24 protein-coding genes are annotated in these 24903 nt (G+C 54.3%); 13 read left to right on the top strand and 11 right to left on the bottom strand.

The window, feature by feature from the left end; translation table 11 throughout:
* Positions 1–351: 351 nt before the first annotated feature.
* From PUV54_RS15195 to PUV54_RS15185, 3 genes are all read left to right on the top strand, one after another.
* Positions 352–1071, top strand: a complete 720-nt coding sequence (locus PUV54_RS15195) for a Crp/Fnr family transcriptional regulator (protein ID WP_274493153.1) — start codon at positions 352–354, stop codon at positions 1069–1071.
* Positions 1072–1076: 5 nt separating this feature from the next.
* Positions 1077–1697: a DUF998 domain-containing protein gene (locus PUV54_RS15190; RefSeq protein WP_274493152.1), complete on the top strand. Its 621-nt coding sequence runs from the start codon at positions 1077–1079 to the stop codon at positions 1695–1697.
* 138 nt (positions 1698–1835) lie between these two features.
* Positions 1836–2900: a hemolysin family protein gene (locus PUV54_RS15185; RefSeq protein WP_274493151.1), complete on the top strand. Its 1065-nt coding sequence runs from the start codon at positions 1836–1838 to the stop codon at positions 2898–2900.
* A gap of 2 nt (positions 2901–2902) precedes the next feature.
* Here PUV54_RS15185 and PUV54_RS15180 read toward each other — a convergent pair whose 3' ends face one another.
* A complete protein-coding gene (locus PUV54_RS15180; protein WP_274493150.1) occupies positions 2903–3931 on the bottom strand; it encodes a hypothetical protein in 1029 nt (342 codons plus the stop codon).
* Positions 3931–6144, bottom strand: a complete 2214-nt coding sequence (locus PUV54_RS15175; RefSeq protein WP_274493149.1) for a thiamine pyrophosphate-dependent enzyme — start codon at positions 6142–6144, stop codon at positions 3931–3933. The genes PUV54_RS15180 and PUV54_RS15175 overlap by 1 nt, the downstream gene beginning before the upstream one ends.
* Positions 6145–6270: 126 nt before the next feature.
* Here PUV54_RS15175 and PUV54_RS15170 point away from each other — a divergent pair, with 126 nt between their 5' ends.
* The 3 genes from PUV54_RS15170 (at position 6271) to PUV54_RS15160 (ending at position 8799) form a co-directional block, all read left to right on the top strand.
* Complete coding sequence (locus PUV54_RS15170) at positions 6271–6879, top strand: nitroreductase family protein (protein WP_274493147.1); 609 nt, start codon at positions 6271–6273, stop codon at positions 6877–6879.
* Positions 6880–6970: 91 nt separating this feature from the next.
* Positions 6971–7627 carry a YceI family protein gene (locus PUV54_RS15165; protein ID WP_274493145.1) on the top strand — a complete coding sequence of 219 codons (657 nt, stop codon included), beginning with the start codon at positions 6971–6973 and terminating at the stop codon, positions 7625–7627.
* A gap of 5 nt (positions 7628–7632) precedes the next feature.
* Positions 7633–8799, top strand: coding sequence for a cytochrome b/b6 domain-containing protein (locus PUV54_RS15160; protein ID WP_274493144.1), 1167 nt, complete (start codon positions 7633–7635; stop codon positions 8797–8799).
* On the opposite strand, the gene cobT is transcribed toward PUV54_RS15160, so the two are convergent.
* Positions 8796–10646, bottom strand: coding sequence for a cobaltochelatase subunit CobT (gene cobT / locus PUV54_RS15155; protein WP_274493143.1), 1851 nt, complete (start codon positions 10644–10646; stop codon positions 8796–8798). The genes PUV54_RS15160 and cobT overlap by 4 nt on opposite strands.
* Positions 10647–10763: 117 nt before the next feature.
* The gene (locus PUV54_RS15150; protein ID WP_274493141.1) at positions 10764–12848 is read right to left on the bottom strand and encodes a M13 family metallopeptidase; all 2085 of its coding nucleotides are present in this window, start codon (positions 12846–12848) and stop codon (positions 10764–10766) included.
* A 235-nt stretch (positions 12849–13083) separates the two neighbouring features.
* Between PUV54_RS15150 and PUV54_RS15145 the strand changes: the two genes are divergently transcribed.
* Genes PUV54_RS15145 through PUV54_RS15130 form a run of 4 tightly spaced genes read left to right on the top strand, consistent with a single transcriptional unit; the run spans position 13084 to position 15425 of the window.
* Entirely contained in the window at positions 13084–13611 is a 528-nt protein-coding gene (locus PUV54_RS15145; RefSeq protein ID WP_274493140.1) for an adenine phosphoribosyltransferase, read from the top strand.
* A 37-nt stretch (positions 13612–13648) separates the two neighbouring features.
* The gene (locus PUV54_RS15140; RefSeq protein WP_274493139.1) at positions 13649–14209 is read left to right on the top strand and encodes an NnrU family protein; all 561 of its coding nucleotides are present in this window, start codon (positions 13649–13651) and stop codon (positions 14207–14209) included.
* 16 nt (positions 14210–14225) lie between these two features.
* Positions 14226–15044: a substrate-binding periplasmic protein gene (locus PUV54_RS15135; protein WP_274493138.1), complete on the top strand. Its 819-nt coding sequence runs from the start codon at positions 14226–14228 to the stop codon at positions 15042–15044.
* Positions 15045–15080: 36 nt separating this feature from the next.
* Positions 15081–15425 (top strand): hypothetical protein, encoded by a 345-nt coding sequence (locus tag PUV54_RS15130; protein ID WP_274493136.1) that lies wholly within the window; start codon positions 15081–15083, stop codon positions 15423–15425.
* Between the two features lie 14 nt (positions 15426–15439).
* On the opposite strand, the gene PUV54_RS15125 is transcribed toward PUV54_RS15130, so the two are convergent.
* The 4 genes from PUV54_RS15125 to PUV54_RS15110 form a co-directional block, all read right to left on the bottom strand.
* On the bottom strand, positions 15440–15910 hold the full coding sequence (locus tag PUV54_RS15125; RefSeq protein ID WP_274493135.1) for a GyrI-like domain-containing protein: 471 nt from the start codon (positions 15908–15910) through the stop codon (positions 15440–15442).
* A gap of 71 nt (positions 15911–15981) precedes the next feature.
* Positions 15982–16473 (bottom strand): DUF2165 family protein, encoded by a 492-nt coding sequence (locus PUV54_RS15120; RefSeq protein WP_274493134.1) that lies wholly within the window; start codon positions 16471–16473, stop codon positions 15982–15984.
* Positions 16474–16565: 92 nt separating this feature from the next.
* Positions 16566–17192 (bottom strand): VPLPA-CTERM sorting domain-containing protein, encoded by a 627-nt coding sequence (locus tag PUV54_RS15115; RefSeq protein WP_274493132.1) that lies wholly within the window; start codon positions 17190–17192, stop codon positions 16566–16568.
* Between the two features lie 142 nt (positions 17193–17334).
* On the bottom strand, positions 17335–17685 hold the full coding sequence (locus PUV54_RS15110; RefSeq protein ID WP_274493131.1) for a DUF2200 domain-containing protein: 351 nt from the start codon (positions 17683–17685) through the stop codon (positions 17335–17337).
* Between the two features lie 171 nt (positions 17686–17856).
* Between PUV54_RS15110 and PUV54_RS15105 the strand changes: the two genes are divergently transcribed.
* Positions 17857–18876 (top strand): toll/interleukin-1 receptor domain-containing protein, encoded by a 1020-nt coding sequence (locus PUV54_RS15105; protein ID WP_274493129.1) that lies wholly within the window; start codon positions 17857–17859, stop codon positions 18874–18876.
* An 18-nt stretch (positions 18877–18894) separates the two neighbouring features.
* On the opposite strand, the gene uvrA is transcribed toward PUV54_RS15105, so the two are convergent.
* A complete protein-coding gene (uvrA, locus tag PUV54_RS15100; RefSeq protein WP_274493128.1) occupies positions 18895–21828 on the bottom strand; it encodes an excinuclease ABC subunit UvrA in 2934 nt (977 codons plus the stop codon).
* 194 nt (positions 21829–22022) lie between these two features.
* Here uvrA and PUV54_RS15095 point away from each other — a divergent pair, with 194 nt between their 5' ends.
* Positions 22023–22478 (top strand): single-stranded DNA-binding protein, encoded by a 456-nt coding sequence (locus PUV54_RS15095; protein WP_274493127.1) that lies wholly within the window; start codon positions 22023–22025, stop codon positions 22476–22478.
* A 73-nt stretch (positions 22479–22551) separates the two neighbouring features.
* Here PUV54_RS15095 and PUV54_RS15090 read toward each other — a convergent pair whose 3' ends face one another.
* Positions 22552–22941 (bottom strand): hypothetical protein, encoded by a 390-nt coding sequence (locus PUV54_RS15090; RefSeq protein WP_274493126.1) that lies wholly within the window; start codon positions 22939–22941, stop codon positions 22552–22554.
* A gap of 462 nt (positions 22942–23403) precedes the next feature.
* On the opposite strand from PUV54_RS15090, the gene PUV54_RS15085 reads away from it, so the two are divergent.
* Positions 23404–23682, top strand: coding sequence for a hypothetical protein (locus tag PUV54_RS15085; RefSeq protein WP_274493124.1), 279 nt, complete (start codon positions 23404–23406; stop codon positions 23680–23682).
* Between the two features lie 218 nt (positions 23683–23900).
* On the opposite strand, the gene PUV54_RS15080 is transcribed toward PUV54_RS15085, so the two are convergent.
* On the bottom strand, positions 23901–24881 hold the full coding sequence (locus PUV54_RS15080; RefSeq protein WP_274493122.1) for an NAD-dependent epimerase/dehydratase family protein: 981 nt from the start codon (positions 24879–24881) through the stop codon (positions 23901–23903).
* Positions 24882–24903: the final 22 nt, after the last annotated feature.

The raw sequence follows: 24903 nt of genomic DNA, 5'->3' as shown, positions 1-24903 counted from the left end.
ATATCGCGCCAGCCTGTGACGCCCATCACAGCGCGAAATCTCAATCTCCGCCATTCTCTGATCATCGGCGGTCGGGAGAGACCGGCGCGAGAAACGGGAGAGAACCATGGGCGTTATTGAAGTCATTCTTATCGGATTTATCGGCATGAATGCGGCTCTTGGTGTTTCGAGCATTTTCACGGCCACCCGCTAGCCGATACCCTCCTGGGGGCCGGGACACGCCCCGTTCCGGTCCGCTATTGCAAACTGCGGCGCGCTATTTAGCGCGCCGCTTTTTTCGTTGCGGCGCGACAATCGTGGAAATTTCCGCTAGAACCTGCTCAAGGACCCGCCTGATACGGGAGAATAAGGGTGTCCGGGGCGAACGGAAAAACTGCTGCGACGGCCAGTCTCATCTGGGAGCTGAAAAGGCATCCCTTTTTTGAGGCCCTGACCGACGAAAAACTAAAAGGCTTGCTTGATGCGGCCCAGTCTGTCGTGTTTGGCGCGCGCAAACAGATATTCTCGCAAGGCGACGAAAGCGACTGTCTCTATATCATCCTGTCGGGCCGCGTGAAAATCTCGAGCTATTCCGACGCCGGCAAGGAAACAGTTCTTGCCTTCATGGGCGAAAACGAAGTGCTTGGCGAAATGGGCGTCTTCGACGGCGGCGCAAGGTCGGCGGCGGCGAGCGCGCTTCAGGAAACGCGAGCTTTACGACTTTATCGGCGCGACGTCCTCGATTTTCTTGAGCGCAATCATGGCGTCGCGCTGCAGATTATCGCTGCGTTGTGTACGCGGTTACGTCACACAAATTTCCTTCTGGAAGATATTGCGACCTTGCCGGCGGCGCCGCGTCTCGCGCGCGCGCTTCTGCGCCTTGGCGAATATTACGGTCATGTGGATGATGACGGTTCGCTCTGTATCGACATGAAGCTGAGCCAGGGCAATCTCGGCGCCCATGCGGGTTTGATGCGAGAAAACGTCAATCGCCAGTTGAAGCTGTGGGAGAGCGAAGGCCTCGTTCGCCAAAAAGCGGGCGTCATTACAGTATTGAAGCCGGAGACGCTAAAGCATATCGGCGAGGAGTAGGGAAAGTGTTCAATCAACTTGTCAGATGGTCTGGCTTGATCGCCAGCGTTCTTTTCGTCGTCATGATTGTGACGGTGGGGATGATAACCCCGGGCTATGATATGCGGTCGCAGTTTATCTCAGAGCTGGCGGCAGTGGACGCTCCTTATGCGGTGTATATGAACTTGATTGGCATTATTCCTTTTGGCCTAGGGATAGTCCTTTTTGGCTTCGGCTTTTTGAAGAGGGTTCATTTCAATCATTTCACTATTATTGGCGCCCTGTTGCTGATCCTCTCGGGCGCAGGTTTTGTTGCGGCGGGATTATTTCAATGTGACGCCGGATGTCCGTTCGAGGGAAGCCAGTCTCAGGTCATTCACAACTGGACGGCGTTTGGGGCGTTTATCCTTGCGTTTCTGGCAGCCTTATGGATCGGAATTTCCGCACTCTGGAGTGCAAAGCGCGCGGCGCCGCTCATATTCGGGATATTGGCATGCGCCGGCATGGCCTGGTCATTCTACATGATGGGAGCAGGGGCGCTTGAGCACCCTATGATCGGGCTTTTTCAGCGCGGCTTTATCCTGTCGCTTTGCTTGTGGCTGTTTACGACATCACTCTATTCAATTTCCAGCAGGCCTAGAGTTTGACCCCGAAAGCATGACATGGCGCGGCGCTCGCCCCGCTGATACTTTGCGCCCGATTGAAGTTCAACGGCGAACCTTTTCCTGCCTGCAAAATAAAGCTACTGATTATCCAACACACCGTCAGACACTCGGCTGCTCACATTGACCCTCCTGATCTTTTATCTTCTCCTCGCCATCCTGGTCTCGTTCTTTTGTTCCATATCAGAAGCAGTCATCTTGTCTGTGCGGCCTTCGTATGTTGCAACGCTTGAACGTAAAGGCGCGCGCGGAGCGAAGTCACTCAAACGCTTGCGCGGCAATCTCGACCGGCCCCTGGCGGCGATCCTCACCGCGAACACTATTGCGCATACGGTTGGCGCCGCCGGCGTTGGCGCGCAATCAGCGATAGTGTTCGGCAGCGCCTATGTGGGCGTGACCTCTGCGGTTCTGACGCTACTAATTCTGGTTTTCTCCGAGATTATTCCAAAGACGCTTGGCGCCACGCATTGGCGGGGTCTAGCGCCGGTCATGGCGCCCATGATCGAATTGCTTACCAACATGTTGCTGCCATTTGTTTGGCTGTCTGAACGGTTGACGCGGTTGATGTCCCGGTCCGGGAAAAAAGTGTTCACTTTCAGCCGCGATGAAATTGAAGCCATGGCGGAGATTGGCGAGAAAGAAGGGCTGTTGCAGGCCAAAGAACAAAAAATCGTTTCTAACCTGATGCGGCTGCAACGCTTGTCGGCTCGAGACATCATGACGCCGCGCGCAGTTATTTTTTCAGCGCCGGCCAGCATGACTGTACAAACATATTTTTCAGATCACGCGACCAAGCAGTTTTCGCGCATTCCCATCTATGGCTCAAACACGGACGATGTCACCGGATTTGTCTTGAGAGCGGATCTGTTGATGGCGCAGGCGAAGGACGAGTTCGACCGGCCGTTATCAGATTTTCGTCGAGACTGCCTGGCGCTGCTCGACAATTTTTCAGCCTCCGATGTTTTTGACAAGTTGATGCACGAAAAAAGCCACATCGCCATTCTGGTCGATGAATATGGAACACTGCAGGGCCTTGTCACGCTGGAGGATGTTGTTGAGACGCTGATTGGTCTCGAAATTACGGATGAATTCGACAAGGTCGAAGATATGCAAGCGCTGGCGCGTAAACGATGGCGCCAACGTATGGAGGCGCTTGGCATCGACCCGGATAGTATGGAAGCGAACTAAAGCTAAATCGCCAGCTTTCGCTGGTCATCACGGCCCATGGCGATCAGGAACGGATCGTCTTTCTGCATCGCTGAAAAATCCGCTTTCGACGATAGACCGAGCCATTGGTGGCGGATCAGTTCCTGTGCGATTGGTGCGCCAAGCGTTGCGCCAGGTCCGGCAAGGATCAATTTGTCCGGCGCGAATTCCTTTATCGCCACCTCGATTGATTTCGAAAAATCATACGTCTCAACAATCTGATGACCGAACGTGTACTGATAAAGCGCGTCAACATCTGTCGCGTGCGATGTCCAGACTGCGCCGCGTCCGTCAATCATCGGTATCGAAGGGGCGTGGAAAAGGTCAGCGCCAAGCGTATCAAACGCTTTTACTGAGACATGTTCTAGCAAAGGCGTGTGAAACGCTGCATGGCGCGCCAATTTGAACGGATAGCGTTCTTCTGCTTGCGGTAGTGATTTTTCCATGGCCGCCATGCCTGCGTCATCACCGGCAAGCACCGCCATGCCGCCAAGCCGGATTGATAGGTACGCATTGCCTTCGGTGCGGCCAGCATGAAGCGCCTCTCCAATGGCGCGCTCATTTTCCCGCGACGAACGCCAGTCGGCATCTACGAAAGGATAGATTAGTTGTCCGCCGACCCCTTCCGATTCCATGAGGGAACCCATGGTATCCACAACGCGGATGCCGCCGTCCTCGCCCAAGGCGCCAGCAGCGGCGAGCGTTAGATACCAGCCGAGCGAGTTGCCGCAGACGGCAACGATGTCGAATTCGTCGCGATTGATCGTTGCGAAATCAGCGAGCGCGCATGTGTATATCAGCGGCGATGCATTGATGCTGGAAGCGTGTTTTGCGGCGGAATAAGTTTTTGCATTGTCGAGCGATGATACACTCTCGCGGCTGTTTTCTTCGCGCCAGCGGTCGACGCCCGCGATGAAGTCAGCCTTGTCTGGATGATAGCGGGAAAGGTAGCCGAGTTCGTCTTTGCCATAGGTTCCCCGGCCAGGAAAAATAACAACAGCGGATTTTTTCATTATTCCGCCGCCTTCTTTTTGGCCGCACAGGTAAGGGCCATTGCCGCCTCAACAATATTGTTTTCGCTTACCAGCACTTCGTTCGCGGCGGGACCGAGCGGGATAAATGTATCGAGGCCGGTAACGCGGGAAATATTCAAAGTCAGATTGCGGTCGCTGAATGCGGTAATGATTTCCTCGCTCGGCGATCCGGTCTTGCGGCACTCGTCGACGATCAAAACATTCTTGCAGGGGCCGAGCGCATCGATCATGGAATCGATTGGCAGAGGCGTAAGCCAGCGTAAATCGATAATGCGCACCTTGACGCCGTTCTGTGCAAGGGTTTTTGACGCGCGCTGAGAAAGATACGTCCCATTGCCGTAGGTGATAATAGCGAGATCTTCGCCATCGCCAATTGCATTGATAGTATCGAATGCTGCGCTGCCTTCGATATCATTGAATACAGCCGTCATCTTGCCGTCGCCGTCATCGTGAAGGTCTTTGGTTCCATAAAGCGCGATCGGTTCGAGAAAGACGACAACCCGGCCTTCCTCTCGCGCCAGCCGAAACGCCTCTCGCATCATTTTAACGGCTTCAGCGCCGCTCGAAGGGCATGCGAGGACAATGCCGGGTATATCGCGGAACACGGCGACGGAATTGTCATTATGAAAATGCCCGCCAAATCCTTTCTGATAGGCAAGCCCGGCGATACGCACGACCATCGAGTTTGCGTATTGCCCTTTTGAGAAAAAAGACAGTGATGCCGCTTCGCCGCGAAGCTGGTCTTCGGCGTTATGCACATAGGCGAGGAACTGAATTTCCGGGACGGGCAAAAAGCCGTTATGGGCAAGCCCTATTCCCATGCCGAGGATGGATTGTTCGTCGAGAATGCTGTCAAAAACCCGTGCCGGCCCGAATTTCGGTTGCAGCTTTACGCTCGCGCCGTAAACGCCGCCTTTTTTGCCGACATCTTCGCCGAACACGACGACATTAGCATCCCGTTCCATCTGCTCGGCAAGCGCCAGCGAGATCAGGCGAGACATATGCTGAGGCTCTGATTTGGCGCGCGTCTCGTCTGGCGCCTTGGGCTGCAGTCTTCCGGGCCGGAGCGAGCGGCGAGGGCGGTGCGGCGGCGTGAGTGACTGAGTGACGGCGCTGGCGCTCGTCAGTTTCGGGCGAGTGGTCGCCAGTTCCATGGCGCGCCGCACGCGTCCCGATATATCCGTGTACAATGCTTCAATATCTTCAAGAGACATGGCGCCCGTCTCAATGAGCCGGCGTGCTCCATGCAACAACGGGTCCTGATCGGCTTCTGAATCGATCTCGGCGCGATCCCGATAACCGCTTTCCAGATCGGAGCCTGCATGGCCCATCAAACGTACGGTGCGCAGATGCAGGAAGACAGGTTTGCGTGAGCCTCTGGCGCAGCGTTCGGCCTCGCGTGCGGCGCGCATGGCGTCGACGGGGTCGCGCGCGTCACCGTAAATATAACGCAGGCCGGGGCGATTGCCGTAATTGGCCGCGATCCATCCTTCAGGTGTTTTGACGGAGATGCCGATGCCGTTGTCTTCGCAAATGAAAACAAGCGGCAAGGGCAGGCCGCGATAGCCGGTGTGTGCAGCAGCGTTAATGGCGCCGACTGCAGTTGAATGATTGGCGGATGCATCGCCGAAACTGCACAGCACAACACTGTCATGCGGCAGTTCTGCATCGTGTTTCTTTTGCGTGCGCGCTAAAGCAATCGAAAAAGCCGTGCCCATGGCCTTCGGCAGATGTGAAGCAATCGTCGATGTCTGGGGCGGAATGAAGAGCGGTTTTGATCCGATAACCTTGTGCCGCCCGCCGGATATGGGATCTTCAGACGATGCAACAAAAGAGAGCGCCATGTTCCAGACAGGCGTTTCACCAGGAACCTTTGCCGCCCGTTCGATATAAAAAGCGCCGCTGCGATAATGCAGAAACGCCATATCATCGACGCGAAATGTTCGCGCGACGGCGGCGTTGCCTTCATGCCCCGATGAGCCGATGGAATAAAAGCCGCGCTTTTCGGCGCCAAGTCTGCGCGCCTCCAGGTCGAGACGCCGGCTGATTAATTGGCTTTCGAACAACGCCGCGAGATCGCGCACCGTCATGCCTGCCTGGTCAAGCGTAACGGCGCTTGCCGACGCGGGCAGGCGGCCTGCCTTGAGCCGGTCCAGAAATCCGTCTGCTGATGCGGCGATAGCCCCGGCCATAACTCGCGTTTCCTGTGGTTTCTATATTTATCAGCACCGCCCTTGAGGTCGGGGGCGCTCACCGTCTATCTCCATATCAGGCGTAAATCCTTTGCCAAGGGTTAGCGCCCAAAGAGGAGAAGTATTTTGAAAAAGCCTGATCTTGGCGATGTTCTTCCGTCAGCGCATCCGAATACAGACACATTATCGTTGCTGCGGTTGCGCCGCTCCACGACGGCAGGGTGTCTTGGCGAGCCTGGACCTGACGCCGACACACTGGCTGATCTTTTGGAGATTGCGGCGCGCGTACCGGATCATCGCCGTGTCACACCCTTTCGCTTCATCGTCTTCCAGAATGACGCCCGGAGGAAGTTCGGCGATGTTCTGGAGAAAGTCTTCAGAATGAATGAGCCCGACGCAGGCGATGAGAAAGCCGCCTTCGAGGGGGACAGGTTTCTGCGCGCACCAGTCGTTATTGGCGTGGTGTCCAGTGTGAACAAAGCGCACCGCACGCCGGAATGGGAACAAATCTTATCCTGCGGCGCTGTCTGCCAAAATCTTTTGATTGCGACGTCAGCGTACGGGTTTGGCGCCCAATGGCTTACAGAATGGTATTCGTTTGATGAGGCAGTCGGAGATGCTCTGCAATTGGGTGATGACGAACGCATTGCTGGTTTTGTCTATATCGGAACCGCAAAAGAAGAGCCTAAGGAGCGCGGACGACCGGACATGGCGCAAATCGTTTCTTATTATTGAGGTATTCACATGCCTGTGAATGGTTGCTGTAATTGGCATGGAATAAAATAAATGCTGCTTGAGAACCCTCGATTACTGTAAAGGACTTAAAATGAGAGTGAACATGATTGCCGCCTCTACAGCAGCGGCTCTGGTTGTGGCTGGATGCGGTCAGGCGGCGAACGGCCAGTCAGGCGGGAGTGAACAGCCCGCATCGGGTGTTTCGGAAGCAGCGGATTTCGGTGCGCCGTCTGGAGAGTACCGATCTGAGGAACGCCATCGTTATATTACATTTTCCTACATGCATCAGGGGTACTCGCGGCCATGGGTGCGCTGGCGTGATTGGGATGCCGTACTCGATTGGGATGCGGAAAACCCGGAGGATTCGTCACTCAGCGTCACGATTGATGCGACTTCGGTGGACTCGGGCGTCGATGTTTTTGACGGTCACCTGCAGGGCGAGCGGTTTTTTGATACGGCGAACCATCCGGAGATCACGTTCGAAAGCACATCGCTTAACCGAATGAGCGATACCGAAGGTACGATGACAGGCGACCTGACCATCAAAGGCGTTAGCAAACCAGTGACTCTGGACGTTCAGTTCAACAAAGGCGCCTATGAGGAACGCAGTAATGTTTATAAGCTCGGCTTTTCAGCTATAGGTACGGTGAAGCGGTCGGAATTCGGCATGACATACGCCATCCCCGCCGTCAGCGATGAGGTTGAGATTATTATTGAGTCAGAATTCACCATGCCGGCTGACGAGTAAGCGTCTTGAGTGAGGCTCGTTACAGTTCGGTTGCGATCATCCTTCACTGGGTGATCGCACTGTTGATTCTCGGGCAGATCGCCGGCGGGTTTTACATGCATAACCTGCCTTACGCGTCGCCGATCAAGTTTGATCTGTACCAACTTCACAAATCATTCGGATTTTCCATTCTGGCCCTTTCGCTGTTCCGGCTTGGCTGGCGTCTCAGCCACCGTCCGCCAGCGCTGCCTGCTGCTATGCCTGCATGGGAAAAGCTCGCCGCACGCAGCGCCCATTTGGGTTTTTATATCTTGATGATCGGCGCGCCTTTAATAGGCTGGGCGATGGTCTCAGCCTCGCCGACTGATATCCCGACGAAATTTTTCGGGGTGATATCCGTTCCGCATTTGCCTATTGGCGTCAGCGAAACGAAAGAAGATTTTTTCAAAGAAATTCATGAGCTCTTCGCTTATGGGGTTTTGTTTCTTCTAGCCCTGCATGTGGGCGCAGCGTTGAAACACCGCTTTCTTAATAAGGATCATGTTTTACAAAGCATGACGCCCTTTCGTGCAAGTCAGTGGATAGGCGTTGCTGCGGTTTTCACCGTCCTCATAGCCGGAAGTATCGTCTACAGCTTTGCGCCGCCGTTGAACGCAAACACGGGTTCTGTTTCTTCCATGCAATCGAATGAGAGCAATTGGGCTGTTGATTACGAGCGTAGTTCATTGAAATTCATTGGCGAGGAAAAAGGACGTCAGTTTACCGGCGTATTTCAGGATTTCAGCGCTGACATTGTATTTTTTGAGGATGACCTCAACGCGTCGTCTGTCACTGTGACAGTGACGACCGGGTCAGCAATGACGGGCGACTCGATAAGGGATTCCACTATCCCGGGAGAGGAGTGGTTCAACACGGATAGTCATCCCACAGCCATTTTCCAGTCGACGTCTATTCGCCAACTTGGGGACGGCCAGTATGAAGCAAATGGCATGCTTGCGGTTAAATCCTATGAACGGCCAGTGACCTTGAGATTTGATCTGATCATCGATGGCGACAATGCCGTGGCGACAGGAGGCGCTGACGTGATCCGAACGGATTTTGGATTGGGTCTTGCCGATGCCTGGTTGGAAGATGAGCAGGTTCAACAAGAAGTCCGCATCGCCTTTGAAATTTTTGCGGCCCGTGCAAACTAAGCCGCGCGCCCGCGCCTTTTTGTTCTTCGCTGCGCTTCCTCGTCAAACAACTCTGCAAGTTGATCGATTATTGCGCCACCCAACTGATCCACATCAACAATAGTCAATGCGCGGTTGTAATAGCGCGTGACATCGTGACCAATCCCGATCGCAAGCAGCTCTATGGAAGAGCGCGTTTCTATATAGTGGATGACTTCGCGCAGATGCCGTTCAAGATAAGCGCCGCCGTTTGCTGAAGACGTCGTGTCATCCACCGGCGCGCCGTCGGAAATGACCATCATGATGCGGCGCGCCTCGGGCCGGCCAAGTAGTCTTGAATGCGCCCACATCAGTGCTTCGCCGTCGATATTTTCTTTCAAGAGGCCTTCTTTCATCATCAGGCCTAATGAAGATCGCGCACGCCGCCATGGCGCGTCTGCGGATTTGTAAATGACGTGACGCAGATCGTTCAGCCGGCCCGGTTTCGCCGGCCGGCCGTCGTCAACCCATTTTTCCCGCGACTTGCCGCCTTTCCATGCGCATGTCGTAAAGCCGAGGATTTCAACCTTTACGCCGCAGCGTTCCAAAGTGCGCGCCAGAATATCCGCGCAGATCGCAGCGATAGTGATGGGGCGTCCGCGCATGGAGCCGGAGTTATCGATCAGCAGCGTGACCACGGTATCGCGGAAGTCTTGCTCCTGCTCCATCTTATAGGAAAGCGGTTGCATGGGATCCACCACAACCCGTGCAAGGCGGGCAGCGTCTAGTACGCCCTCATCAAGGTCAAAAGCCCAACTTCTGTTTTGCTGCGCCATCAGTTTGCGTTGCAGCTTGTTGGCCAGCCGCGCGACTACCGTGTGCAGATTTTCCAGTTGACGATCGAGCGATCGCCGCAGACGTTGCAGTTCTTCGGCGTCACAAAGATCTTCAGCCTCTGCAATTTCATCGAACTGCGTCGTATAGGGTTTATACGCGGCGCCGGTATCGCCTTCGAATTGCGTGCGCAGGGAAGAGACTTTGGCGTTCTCGGCAGCGCCGTCATCTTCTTCAAAACTTGTGTCGAGTTCCTGTTCCGAAAGGTCAGCATCGCCTTCCGACGTATCCCCGGAACCTGGATCTTCCGGCATCTCATCGGCGCCGGTTTCATCATCGTCTTCTTCGCTGTTGTTTTCGGGCTGGTCCTGATCCTGCTCGCCGTCGCTGTCATCGGGGCTATCCTGATCGCCCTGGTCATTATCATCGAGTTCAAGGTCTCGAATAAAGTCACGAGCGAGCGCGGCGAAAGCCGCCTGGTCATCCAGCGATGCAGCTTCTGCAAGGGCGTCGAGAGATGTCCCGGCCCTGGTTTCAAGTTCCGCCTGCCATTCTTCCATGATGCTTGCGGCGGATTTCGGCGCTGGCCTTCCGGTCAATCGTTCACGCAACATCAAGGCTGCAACTTCCGCCATGGGCGCCGCGTCTTTAGCGTTCAGCCGGTCGTACCCTTTGTCGGCAAACATCTTTTCAAGCGATGCAGCAAGGTTGTCGCCCACGCCTTTGAGCGCGCGTGCGCCAATCGCCTCGCAGCGGGCGTTTTCAAGTGCAGTAAACACAGCCCTTGCGTCGGCGCCTGAGGGCATAAGCCGCTGGTGCTCGATAGCGTCATGATGCGCGAGACGTAGCGCGGCTGCATCGCTTTCCCCGCGGGCGATTGCTGCTGACGCTTCATCAAGCACGCGCGCGGGCAGGGGAATTCTGGCTGACTTTCCCTGAACAGCCGCTCGATCGCCGCCAAAGGCGACGTCGACTTCTTTCTGCGCAGAAAGAGCGCGGGTCGTACTCAATAGCGCTCGCTTGAAGGCGTCGCGGATTTGTTCCTTGTTCATCATCAGGGGCGTTATAGTCTTATGGAGCGCTTTCAGCCAAGCCGTGCGGGCAGCGCTAAAAGAAAAACCCCGGCATTCACGCCGGGGCTGTTCCCAGAAATATCCAACCTGGAGTAGAGATTACCAGATCTGAACGCGCTCTTCCGGCGGCAGGTAAAGATCGTCGCCTTCAGTCACGTTGAATGCATCGTACCAGGCGTCCATATTCCGGACGACGCCGTTAACACGATATTGCGCTGGCGAGTGCGGGTCGGTTTTCACCTGGTTCTTCAACGCTTCCTCACGCACGATGCGTTTCCACACTTGCGCCCATGCCATGAAAAACCGCTGATCGCCTGTGAAACCGTCAATGACTGGCGCCTCTTCGCCGTTTAACGACAGTTTATAGGCATGATAGGCCATGGCGAGGCCGCCTACGTCTCCGATGTTTTCGCCCATGGTGAGTTCCGGATCCACAAAGAATCCATCTACCGGTTCGTAAGTTGCGTATTGCCCGCCAAGAGCATCTGCGAGTTCCTGAAAATTGGATGCGTCCTCAGACGTCCACCAGTCGCGCAGCACGCCGTCGCCATCGGACTTGCGCCCCTGATCGTCGAAGCCATGACCGATCTCATGACCAATGACGGCGCCAATGCCGCCATAGTTTACGGCCGGGTCGGCGTTTGGATCAAAAAACGGGGCCTGAAGAATAGCTGCCGGGAAAACAATCTCGTTTCGCGGCGGAGAATAATATGCATTCACCCGTTGCGGGGTCATGCCCCATTCTGTCTTGTCGACCGGTCCGCCGAGACGTGAGATGGACCAGTTCCATGCATAAATGGCGGCCTGTTTAGAGTTCGCGAAAGCATCGCTCCCGGTCACTTCAAGATTGGTATAATCTCGCCATTTGTCAGGATAGCCAATCTTTGGTGTGAACTTCGCAAGCTTTTCATGCGCCTGTTCTTTCGTCTCATCACTCATCCAAGGAAGCGTGTCGAGACGCTCATCGAGTGCAGTTCTAAGGTTGGCGACAAGGCCCTGCATCTGCTCTTTTGACGCTGCCGGGAAGTGTCGCTCCACATACATTTGACCGACGGCTTCGCCCATGGCGCCGTTGATGGAGGCGACACCCCGCTTCCAGCGTTCACGCTGTTTTGGCGTGCCGCGGATGGCTGTGCCAAAGAACGCAAAACTTGCGTCGTCCAGTTCTGACGGCAGAACATCTGAATAGGTATTGAGGTGATGAAAGGTCATGTACGCCTTCCATGTCTCAACCGGCGTATCGGCGAAAATCTCCGCAAGAGTGGCGATGGCGTCGTCTTCACGAATGACGAATTCTTCCTGATCGCCTAAACCCGCCGCCTCTAGCAGCACGTCCCACGGCGCTTCCGGTGCAAATGCCTTTAGTTGTGCTTTGGTCTTAAGGTTATAGGTCAGGTCTCGATTGCGCCGTTTTGCCGGCTCCCAATGCACCTCAGCCATCTGACGTTCGAGATCGTAAACGGCTTGCGCTTTTGCCGCAGCGTCATCCATGCCGGCGAAACCCAGGACCTGCGTTATGTATGCGCGATAAGGGTCGCGCTTGTCTGCAAAACCGTCATCTACATAATAGTTGCGGTTCGGCATGCCGAGACCAGCTTGAGTGAGAAAAATAATGTACTGATCCGTTCGCTTGGAATCGACATTGACGAAAGCGCCGAATGGAGAATTACCGACCATGCCGGGCGTGCCCATGATACGCGCAACGTCTTCGTGAGATTGAGCGCTGGCGATCGTGGCGAGGTCATCGGCGGCTGGCGAAAAGCCTGCAGCATTGATCGCGTCAACGTCCAGATAGGCGTTATAATAATCGCCAATCTTTTGTTCGTTGGAGCCGCGTGCCGCGCTGCTTGATGCGGCGTCTTCAATGATTTTTTTGACGCGGTCTTCCGAACGTTCGAACAAAACGGTGAATGATCCGTAGCTGGAAAATTCTTCTGGAATTTCGAATGTATCCAGCCATTTGCCATTCACGTACCGGTAAAAGTCGTCGCCCGGGTCCGCCTCCGTATCCATATCCGCCAGTTTGACGCCCCAGTCGCCAAGTTCAGGCGCGGTGGCTTGCGAGGAGTTTTTTACCGTTGTGTTCTCAGATTTCTGCTGATCGCGCGTATTCGAAGCGGTCTGTTGTTCGCCGCAGGCGGCAAGCGCAATCGCGGCGATGCCGCATAATAGGTACTTCTTCACGGTTTTCCCTCCTCGCGTGAATTCCGATGTTTGTCTTGGGCGTTGATCCCCGGCTGGCCAGTCTCGGTATTTCGCCGTTGAGAGCAAGGCAGGCGGGATAAAAAGAGCGAATTCAGGGGTGAGTCGTTTATTCGCCAGCGCCTAATAAAGGGTTGAACCAGGCCGTCTATGGCTGCCCAGCTTGCCGGAAAGCACAGACTCCGTCATTCTCAACTCGCAAAATCAAGGGGCGCAAATGGATCTGAAATCCGTCATTCGTACGATTCCCGACTATCCTAAGCCGGGGATTATGTTCCGGGATATAACGACGCTTTTAACCGATGCGCGCGGGTTCAGACGGGCTGTGGATGAACTGGTGCAACCTCTTGCCGGGGCCAAAATCGACAAAGTGGCGGGCATCGAAGCGCGCGGGTTCATCCTTGGCGGCGCTATCGCGCACCAGCTTTCCATCGGCTTCGTGCCGATCCGCAAGAAAGGCAAGCTGCCTTACAAGACAATCGGCGAGAGTTATGAGCTGGAATATGGCGTCGATGAGGTTGAAATCCATGTGGACGCGATTGAGCAAGGAGAAAAAGTTCTTTTGGTCGACGACCTGATCGCCACGGGCGGTACAGCGGCGGCGGCCATTAAACTGATCGAGCGGGCTGGCGGAGAGGTCGTTTTGTGTTCCTTCGTGATTGATCTTCCCGATCTTGGCGGGTCGGACAAACTCCGCAAGCTTGGAAAGAAAGTCACAGCGCTGGTTGAGTTCGAGGGCGATTAGCGCGTCGCCTGTTCGTTCAACTTGGGAGACGCTGAACATGTTGCTGTTTATTCTCGGTTTGATCATTTTCTTCGGGGCCCACTTTTTTTCGGCGCTGGCGCGGGGGCCGCGCGGCGCCATGATCAGCAAGATTGGGGAGGGGCCGTACAAGGGGCTATATTCCCTCATATCGCTGGCCGGGTTTGTGCTGATTATTTTTGGATGGCGTGGCGCCGATGCAAGCGTGCTGTATTCAACACCCTTATGGATGCGGCACGTCACCTATCTCCTCGTTCTTGTCGCGTTCATATTACTCGCTGCCGCCTATTTGCCTGCGGGTAAAATTGCGAATGCTGTAAAACATCCCATGCTGGCCGGGGTGAAAGTCTGGGCGTTTGCGCATCTGCTGGTGAATGGCGAAGTAAGGTCAGTGATGTTGTTTGGCGCGTTTCTCGCCTTTGCTGTCATTGACCGTATTGCTGTCAAGCGCCGCGAGGCGCCTGTGCGCGCTGCCGGGCCGGTCATGAATGACGTGATCGCTATTGCCGTCGGCGGCGTTGCCTATGTAGCCGTTGCACTTTACCTCCATCGCTATATTGCGGGAATTGCTTTGTTCTAACTGCGGAAGGGTTTTTGTGCGTATTTTGTTTTCGATCTTGCTCGCTCTGTTATTTACGACGAGTGCAATCGCCGCTGATCTTGATGAAATCAAACAGCGTGGGACCTTGCGCGTGGCGGTGGCGGCGCTTTCGCCTTTTGTCATTAAGGCGGATGATGGAACGCTTTCGGGTTTTGAAATCGATTCCACGCAAGGGCTGGGCGCGCATCTGGGCGTTGATATAGAATATGTCGAAAAGCCTTTCTGCGACCTTGCTGAGGCGGTGCTTTCAGGCGAGGCGGACGTAATCGCGTCCGGTTATTCCAATATGCCCGAGCGGCGACGGTTGCTCGATTTCTCGCTGCCTTATCACGATACTGAGTATTTCGTCATCATGACGAAGCGCCAGGCGAAAAAGGCCAAAACTCTGCGCGGTATCAACAGCAAGGATATCAGGATTGGGTTTCAGCATGGCGGCGTTTCCGGCATGGTCGCTCATGGTGAATTTCCAGGATCAGACCTTAAGGGGTTCAGTTCGTTCACCCAGATTCTCGAAGCTATGGAGAGCGGGGAAGTCGACGGCGCCGTATTATTCGATCCTTATCTCGACATGGCGAAAGACATTGAAAGTAAAAAGTTCACTGTGCCGCACGAATTTGCCCTGACCCGTACGATTGAAGCGTTCGCCACCGATCAGAACAGCGACGCCTTGCACGAAGCGCTCAACGAATGGGTGATTGGTCAGGATCTCGAAGGCTATTGGGACGATCTGGAGAAAAAATGGTTTTCTGACCAGCACGCCATTGCGTCGGCGCCGCCGCCTTATGCCTGCGCAGCGGTGCAGCCTGTTCAGTAGACATTGCAACGCCCGTTTCGTCAAAAGGAAAAAAGAATGAAAGAGACGCTGAAATTTTCAATTATGGCCGAAGACGACAATGTCTATGACGTCACGGTCGAGCGCGATACGAATGATCTCGGAAATCTTCAGGCCATGTGTAGTTGCGGCAAATCGCAGGATGGCGACTTCTGTTCACACCGGTTTCAGGTGCTGGAAGGTGAAACCGCAAATCTTGTGTCTGAAAACCTTGAGGACGTGCAGGCGCTGACCGGATGGATCAAAGGCTCTGATGTTGAGGTCGCCATGCAGGCGCTTTCAAAAGCGAAGACAGAACTGTTGCTCGCCCATGAGAAAGTCGAACAGTGCCGCAAGATGCTCGTGCGGCGCATGTTGGACTAAGCTGTGAAGTCAGACTATGACGCTATAGAACGATAAATCTCCGTGCGCAGCTTTTCTTCCGGCGTATTAGTTGGATCATCCACATATATTTCCCACACCGGCATGGCCTTGCCGAGATTATTCGTTTCAACGTAATCCCACAGCGCCTTATGGCTCTGGTTGAGTGAAGCGTAGGGACCTACATGTGTGCCGGTTACCGCTTCGCCGGCCGCTAAGACGTCCGCCTTGACATTGCCTTCCGCTTTGGCCGCGTCATCGGCGCTCACAAACACGGCGGCGCGAAACTTCATCTTACTGTCAGTCGGCATTTCCAGATAAATGGATGACGGCATGGAGATTGGCGTCACGCCCTTGGCTTGGGTGAACCCGAACACCTCGCCAAAACCGGAGCCCATGGCTTCGCCAATAGCTTTTGCATCCATCGCTGTCTCGCGATCAACGTAAAGGTAATGCTGCTCCGGCAACTGCTTGCGTGTGAATTCCAAGGAGCCCTCCTTAACTCTATATCTGACGAGGCGTACCGCCAAAGATGCAAAAGCAAAGCCGCAAAATCAAATCACGCTTCCTCGTCCCGCATTCCGACGAACAACGCCATCACGCCGATCATGCCGCAATAGCGGAAGGCGGAGTTTAGCGCGAGGTCGCGAAAGACGTCAGAGCGCCAGGTTTCATACCAGACCTCGGCGATGACGATCCAGCCGGCGAACAGCATGAACATGGCGGCGCCGCAGCCGGCGAGCGCGAGGCTTTTGGATTTCTGGAACGCTGCGGCGTCGCTTGCGCGCGCTGACCACATGGCGGCAGCGCCGGCAAGGCACAACAGGCCGGCGATGATTTTCAGGACAAGGATGAAAATAGAGCCCGCCATGATCCAGACGGGGTTCGATGTCGCTTTCCAGCTATCGCCGCCGCCCTCGAACGTCGCCATGGAGGTGACCGCGCCCACGGCCCCCGTCGTGCCGCTCCAGTCAACCACATTCTCCACCGCGCCCAACAGCGCCCAGCCAGCAATGCTGAGAATCAGCAGAACTTTCATTGTCCGTAGCATGACGGCCCTCCCTTCGGTTTTTGTGAATGGTGAGGGTGTGTCTGGCGCGGTGTCAAGGTTGGGGGGCTTATCCCCCCAAGTAGCATGTGTTGCTATGCAGTCTTTGACCGGCGACGGCGCAGCGCAGCAATACCGCCGAGCCCCATCAGCATCAGCGGCGCAGCGGCCGGCAGTGGAACTTCAGCGAGTTCGCCGAAAACCTCTAATTTGTAGTCAAAGTTGATGCTGTAGCCGTTGGCGTTGACCGGCGCGGAAAAGTTGGTGATCGTCAGCACGATCGACGTGATGACATAACCCTGCAAATCGATGCCGTTCAGGCTGGCTGAGCTTGCGCTGCCGTAAACAAATGATTCATTGCCGGAGCCAACCGATGCGAGAACCGGGGAACCGCCAACATTTCGCCATAAGGCGTTGTAATTGACGTCATCAACGCCATTCGTGACGAGGTCAGCAAAATAATCGAATCCGGCGCCTGAAGTGCTGGTGAGCACCGTGTCGGACGTAATGAGCGTATCGCCGAACAGCTTTGGCAGGGAGCCGTTATTTACATTATCGAACGCGTTCCCTTGGGTAACCCCTGTATCAAAGAAGGCGCCGCCGTCATTGGAGCCGCCGCTGCTGCTGATGCCCGTAAGTGAGTCAAAGCTGACGAGCAACGCAGCGCTGGCGTTGCCGATCGTTAAAAATGCGGCCGCGAGGCCAGCAAGCAGTTTCTTCATGGAAAGTCCCCCAACAGAATTAGATAATTTACCAATGCGTTGTGCATTGCACGAAGTCAACGCGAATGGCGAAAAAACTCTCCAGAAATGTCAGTTGCAGTCAGATGGGCGCCGCTGGCGCACGCATAAGGCGAGCGCCGGCCTATTGACGCAGGATCTTTTCCATCGCCTTGCCGCGCGCGAGTTCGTCGATCAGCTTGTCGAGATAGCGTATCTCGCGCATCAGCGGCTCTTCGACTTCTTCCACCCGCACGCCGCAGACAACGCCCTTGATAAGCGCCCGCGACGGATTCAGTTTCGGCGCCTCGGCGAAGAATGTCTCAAAGTCGACCTGTTTCTTGATCTGGCCATTCAGCTTTTGCGGACTATAGCCCGTCAGCCAGCGGATGATCTTGTCAACTTCCGCTTTCGTGCGGTCCTTCTTCTCCGCCTTCGCCACATAAAGCGGGTAAACCTTGGCGAAGCTCATTGTATAGATGCGGTGTTTGGTCATGGGGAGAGGATATGTGAGGCAATTTCTCGAGCATTATCATCCCGGCCTCCGAACCGGGACCCAGATTAGCGTATTACGTTTTCGCAAATCATACTATGTTAGTTAATACACACTTGTACTACTACTATATTATATTTTATATTCCAGCGAAACTAAAATAAGGGGAATATTGTGAGAATTGCTATTGGTATAGATAATACCATTCCTCTTCATATTCCCAGTTTTATGCAATTTTTTCATACGCATTCAAAATTTATCACGCTTCACGAAATTGGTTCGAAATTTCGTTTCGAGAGCGATGAAGTTTCGTATAATGATGAGATTTCAAAATTCAGCCAGCCATTGCGGGATGAGTTGAAATCAATGGATATGGCCATTTTTGCGACAGCAATTCCATATGAAAATAACTACTTTTTCGAAGGTATTGATGACATATATATTTTATCCCTGTCGGGATGGTCGTATCTGACCGGTCTTCCTATGTCCAACGGCGTAGCCTACCTCATCTGCCAAATTATTATAAAATACCAAATGCAAATCGGAGGCAATCACGACAATACTACAGGCTGCATAAATGATTTTTTTTGGGACAAGACCGGAATAGATATCGGCATGAGGACGGCCTTTGTATGTGACAGGTGCAAAACGGCTAGCGCCGAAAATGAATATTTGGAATCTCAAGAGTTTAAAGAAATCACTTCTATATTAAACTCGATCTCATCAGCTTGTAGGCGTGACGTTGATATTTTGTCCGATCCTGAAACAAAAAAAATTGAGCAAAATACACTCAAAGAAAGCCCGGCTACTTTTTTATGTCATAATAACCAAGATAAGGCGCAAGTGAGAACGTTGAATGAGGCATTAAAGAATGTGGGCATACGAACCTGGTTGGATGAGGAGCAGATTGGCCCCGGTGACATATGGCAAAAAGTGCTGGAAGACACAATTTCTGGCATAGGGTCCTGTTTAATCATAGTTGGAAATAGCGGTTTAGGCCCCTGGCAAGATATTGAAAGGCGAGCTTTTATAAGCGAGTTCGCAAATCGTAATTGTAAAATAATACCCGTAATAATCGGGAATCCTGAACGGCCTCCAGAGCTTCCGCTATTTTTAAAACAGTTTCAGTGGGCTGATCTTAGAAATCCTGATGGCCGGCAGCTTGCAAAACTTATATCAGCCTTGCAGGTCTAATAATTCCAGGTTTGAACACTAAGCGGCTCTGTTATTCTTTTTAGCGTTAGTTCTCTTCGGCGTTGCGGATTTGGCGCGGGGTTTTGAAGCCGTCGTTTTTGACTTGCCCATGAGAAGCGGCTTCAAAAACTTGCCCGTATAACTCTTCGCGATCTTGGCGACGTCTTCCGGCGTTCCCGCCGCTACGATCTCGCCGCCGCCGTCACCGCCTTCGGGTCCTAAGTCCAATATCCAGTCGGCCTGTTTGATGACGTCGAGATTATGTTCAATGACGATGACGGTGTTGCCGCCGTCGGTCAGCTCCTGAATGACTTCCATCAGTTTGCGTACATCCTCGAAGTGGAGGCCGGTCGTCGGCTCATCGAGAATATAAAGCGTGCGGCCGGTGGCGCGTTTCGACAGTTCCTTCGACAGTTTCACGCGCTGCGCCTCGCCGCCCGACAGCGTCGTCGCCTGCTGCCCGATCTTGATGTAGGAGAGGCCGACGCGGTTGAGCGTTTCCAGCTTGTCGCGGATCGACGGCACGGCTTTGAAAAACTCCGCGCCTTCTTCGACCGTCATGTCGAGGACGTCGGCGATGGACTTGCCCTTGAACTTCACCTCCAGCGTTTCGCGGTTGTAGCGCGCGCCCTTGCAGACGTCGCAGGTGACGTAAACGTCGGGGAGGAAGTGCATCTCGATCTTGATGACGCCGTCGCCCTGGCACGCCTCGCAGCGCCCGCCCTTGACGTTGAACGAAAACCGCCCGGGTTTGTAGCCGCGCGCCTTCGCTTCGGGCAGGCCGGCAAACCAGTCGCGGATCGGCGTGAACGCGCCGGTGTATGTTGCGGGGTTCGAACGCGGCGTGCGGCCGATTGGCGACTGGTCGATGTCGATGACCTTGTCGAAATTTTCGAGGCCCGCGATGTTTTTGTGTTCGGCGGGTGCGTCTTTCGAATTGTAGAGCCGCCGCGCCGCCGCCTTGTACAGCGTTTCGATGATTAGGGTCGACTTGCCGCCGCCCGATACGCCGGTGACGCAGGTGAGAAGGCCAATGGGCACTTCCGCCGTCACGTTTTTGAGGTTGTTCGCCGTGGCGCCCGTGACCTTGATCACCTTGCGCTTGTTGAACGGACGGCGTTCCGCAGGGACGGGCACTTCGCGGCGCCCAGCCAAGTAATCGCCGGTGAGCGAGGTTTTCGCGTTCATGATGTCTTTGACGGCGCCTTCGGCGACAATCTGGCCGCCATGAACGCCGGCGCCGGGCCCAATATCGACCACATGGTCAGCGGCGCGGATCGCCTCCTCATCATGTTCGACAACGATCACCGAATTGCCGATGTCGCGCAGGCGCATCAGCGTTTCCAAGAGGCGTTCGTTGTCGCGCTGGTGCAGGCCGATGGACGGTTCGTCGAGGACATAAAGAACGCCGGTGAGGCCCGAGCCGATCTGTGATGCGAGACGAATGCGCTGGGACTCGCCGCCTGACAACGTGCCGGAATTGCGCGACAGGGTAAGGTAGTCGAGCCCGACATTATTGAGGAAGGAAAGCCGCTCGCGGATTTCCTTCAGGATGCGCGCGGCGATTTCCATCTGTTTCTTGGTGAGCTTTTTCTCCAGCCCGTCGAACCATTCGCCCGCGCGTTTTATGGAAAAGGCCGTGGCTTCGGAAATCGACAGTTTGTCGATCTTGACGGCGAGGGCCTCGGGTTTGAGGCGCAAGCCGTTGCAGCTCTCGCAATGGGTGATGGATTGGAACCGCGACAGCTCCTCACGCACCCATGCTGAGTCTGTTTCGCGCCAGCGGCGCTCAAGGTTGGGAATGACGCCTTCGAATGGTTTGACGGTTTCAAACTTGCGAGCGCCATCGGCGTAGATGAACTTCACTTCTTCATCGTCCGTGCCCCACAGCACCACGTCCTGCGCGATGTCGTCGAGTTCATCCCACGGCGTTGTCACTTTGAATTTGTATTTTCGCGCCAGCGCCTGAAGCGTCTGTGCGTAATAGGGCGAGGTGCCTTTCGACCAGGGCGCGATGGCGCCGTTGTTCAGCGCGAGCGAACCGTCCGGCACGACGAGTTCCTCGTCGAATATCATTTCCGTACCCAGCCCGTCACAGGATGGGCAGGCGCCGGCAGGCGCGTTGAACGAAAAGAGACGCGGTTCGATCTCATCGATGGTGAAACCGGAAACGGGGCAGGCGAATTTTGCGGAAAAAATTGTGCGTTGCGGTACGTCTTTGTCGTCTTTTTTATCCGCGGACTCCGCAATGGCGATGCCATCGGCGAGTTCGAGCGCAGTTTCGAACGACTCCGCCAGGCGCGATTGAATGCCGTCTTTGATGACAATGCGGTCAACGACCACTTCGATATCGTGCTTGATCTTCTTGTTGAGCTTCGGAACGTCAGCGATTTCGTAATACTCGCCGTCGACTTTGACGCGCTGAAAGCCCTTTTTCTGAAGTTCGGCGAATTCCTTGCGATATTCGCCCTTACGACCGCGAATGATCGGCGCCAGCAGGTAAAAACGCGCGCCGTCGCCTTCATTCATCAAACGGTCGACCATTTCCGTCACGGTCTGCGAGGTGATCGGCAAACCTGTCTCTGGCGAATAGGGAACGCCCACACGCGCCCATAACAGGCGCATATAGTCGTAAATCTCCGTCACCGTGCCGACGGTTGAGCGCGGATTGCGCGATGTCGTCTTCTGTTCGATGGAGATTGCAGGCGACAGACCGTCTATCTGGTCCACATCCGGCTTTTGCATCATTTCCAGGAACTGACGAGCATAAGCGGACAGACTTTCCACATATCGCCGCTGCCCCTCTGCGTAGATCGTATCGAATGCGAGCGATGATTTGCCGGAACCGGACAGGCCGGTCATTACGATCAGCTTGTCGCGGGGCAACTCCACGGTGATGTTTTTCAGATTGTGCTCGCGCGCGCCGGCGACGCGGATCGATTTCAAACTCATGCGGGCTTCAGTCTCTTTATATAGGGGCGAATGCGTTCGGTTATGCGTGTCCGTCTTTATATCGGCGTTGACAGCAAGAACAAGGTGTGAACATTTGTCCGGAAATCAAGTATCTACGTTGTGGAATACCAATCGTTGAGCGGGCGCCGAATCCGCGCGATGAGCTTCAATAATTCGAATTTCAGGAGAAAATTATGGCTGGCAGCGTCAATAAAGTGATTTTGGTGGGCAATCTGGGCGCTGATCCGGAAATTCGTCAGACAAAAGACGGCAGACCGATTGCAAACCTGTCTGTTGCGACTTCAGAGAACTGGAAAGACAGAAATACCGGCGAACGACGCGAAAAAACCGAATGGCACCGCGTTGTCATCTTTAACGAAGGTCTTTGCCGCGTTGTTGAGCAATATCTGAAGAAAGGTTCGAAGGTTTACCTCGAAGGTCAGCTGCAAACACGTAAATGGCAGGATCAAAACGGCAATGACCGCTACTCAACAGAGGTTGTGCTGCAGGGATTCAACTCGACATTGACGATGTTGGACGGTCGCAGCGGTTCAAGCGGCGGTTATGATAACAACGATAACGGAATGTCAGACCAAAGCCGTTCTTCAGGCGGACAAAGTTATGAGTTGGATGACGACATTCCATTTTAATCGCTGAAACGAATCAAAAAACGCGAAAAAAATAACTTGCGCGTGCATGTCGTTGCGCATGAACAATACTTTTTTAGTAAATTCGGTTATTGTTCAACTTTCGAATCATGATTCGGAGGTGAACCATGGCGGTCAAAAGAAAAACGACCAAAAGAAAAGCGGTGAAGAGAAAAACCGCGAAGCGTAAAACAGCCAAGCGTAAGACTACGGCGAAGAAGACGGCGAAGCGCAAGACAACAAAGCGCAAAACCGCAAAGCGTAAAACGGCCAAGCGGAAGACCGCAAAGCGGAAAACCGCGAAAAAAGCCGCTAAACGCAAGACTACAAAGCGTAAAACGACCAAGCGGAAGACTGCGAAGCGTAAAACTGCAAAGCGGAAAACCGCTAAGCGGAAGACTGCAAAGCGTAAAACCGCCAAGCGGAAGACCGCAAAACGCAAGACTGCAAAGCGTAAAACGGCCAAGCGCAAGACCGCTAAAAAAGCGACCAAGCGTAAGACCGCAAAGCGTAAAACCGCTAAGCGCAAAACAGCAAAACGTAAGACGAAGCGTCGTTAATCGGCGTTTGATTCGGGCAAAAGCTGCCTGAACTTCGTGTTTTGAACTGTTTTCTCCTCGCAAAAGTGATGTTTTGAAGCATCACTTAAGCAAAAAAGAGGAGACGTTCATCGGGCCGGTGTTTTAAGGGCCGATGACTTGCGGGGGCGCTCCGCAGCAAGAATATCCGAACGCAGACAAGCGTTCGAACGACAAAGAATTCGATTTGAATTCGTCCAAAGCCCCGGCGCGCATTGCCGGGGCTTTACTTTTTCCACAATTTTATTTTGGAACCGAATTGTTTTTGCTTAAATTCCATCTTCTCGCCGCGATTTAGGCGTACTGACATTGCGTCCGGAGCCAATTTGAAACTGAGAAAGGCGCCTGAGATGAACACACACTACAAAGAGGCGGTTTCGACAGTAAAAGTTTTTCGCGTTGCAGCAATTTTGCTTACTGTTTTTATTTCAGCATGCACAACAACCGGTGGCGCCTATGAAGAATGGACGGCGCTTGGGTACCTTACCCCAGGTCCAACAAGTGAACCCGAAGTCATCGGCGTTTATGAACGGCAAAGCGATTGCATTGCCGCCGGCGAAGCGTGGATGAGCCGCCAGGTCGTCGGCAATCCGGTATTTTCCGAGTGCCTGCCTACAGACCGGAATTGAAAACAAAATTAGGTCGCTTTGCTATTTGTGTAGTTTAAACCGCTCATCCCGGTGAAAACCGGGATCCAGCAAAAAGAAGAAAGTCGGGCGAAGCTCGGCATTTTTGTTTGACTGGGCCCCGGCCCGGTCGCGAATGCGACTTTGCTATAATAAGCGCGCCTTCGCGCGCGGCCGCCGGGGTGAGCGGAGCTTGTTAGATCGGGAAAATCCAAAGAAGTCTAATCCACCGGAAAAGGGCCGTCTTCGAAGACTTGATCGTGATAGCCCTTTTTGCCGATGTCATTCATCAAATCGCTGAACGGGTTTTCGCCCGATGAAAGGCGCGCAAGCGCCGTCTTGAAATCCACTTTCGGCGACCAGCCGAGGTCCCGGCGCGCCGCCTCGTTGACATAGACCCGGTCGAGGGACGGGAACATTTTCCAGCCGCGGCGTTCGAATTCCTCATCAAAAGCAACATGGCGGCGAACAACCGACGGCGCGTCGGCGCGCAGTTGCGCAGCGTCGTCTTCAGAAAACGGCGCCGTTGCGCTGATAATGTATCGCCCGAAACCGATATCGCCCGCGCGTTTAAGCGCGCATAAATGTGCGTTTGCAGCATCCTCAATATCGACGCGGCGGTAGAGCAACTCGTTCACCTTGGCGTTGAGGTCGTCATAACCGTCGCGAATGGCGCGGCTGTCGTCTTCTTCAGGGAAAAATCTCGAGGTGCGAAGGATTAGCGTGTTGAGCGCGTATTTTTCATGAAACAGCGAACATAAATGTTCCGCCGCGAGCTTCGTAATACCGTAAATGTTTTTCGGTTTCGGGCGCAATTCTTCAGTCACCCATGCGGCTGGCGCACCTTCTTCGGGGCGCAGCACATGACCGAAGGCGCTGGTGGTGCTGGTGAAGATGAATGCGCCAGCTCCATGTTCACGCGCGGCCTCAAGCAGGTTCAGCGTGCCGGTGATGTTCACGTCGACAAAATCCTGCCGCGAATGGGTCGCCACATGGGGTTTGTGCAACGTTGCCGTGTGGATGACAGCGTCAACGTCGCGGACGTGTGCGTTTGCAAAGTCAGCGTCCGTAATCGACCCGGCCAGCGCCGTATAAGGACCGGGTTTGATATCCAGCCCGATTGCATCATGGGCCGTAGACCTGAGAAGCCGCATCAGCGCTTCCCCGAGATGACCGGATGAACCTGTTACGAGGATTTTCATGGACCCGGTTTGAAGCGCAGGG

Source organism: Hyphococcus flavus, from assembly GCF_028748065.1.
Classification (GTDB): domain Bacteria; phylum Pseudomonadota; class Alphaproteobacteria; order Caulobacterales; family Parvularculaceae; genus Hyphococcus; species Hyphococcus flavus.
Note: the sequence above shows the minus strand (reverse complement) of the source record. Positions and strands in the feature narration are given on the sequence as shown.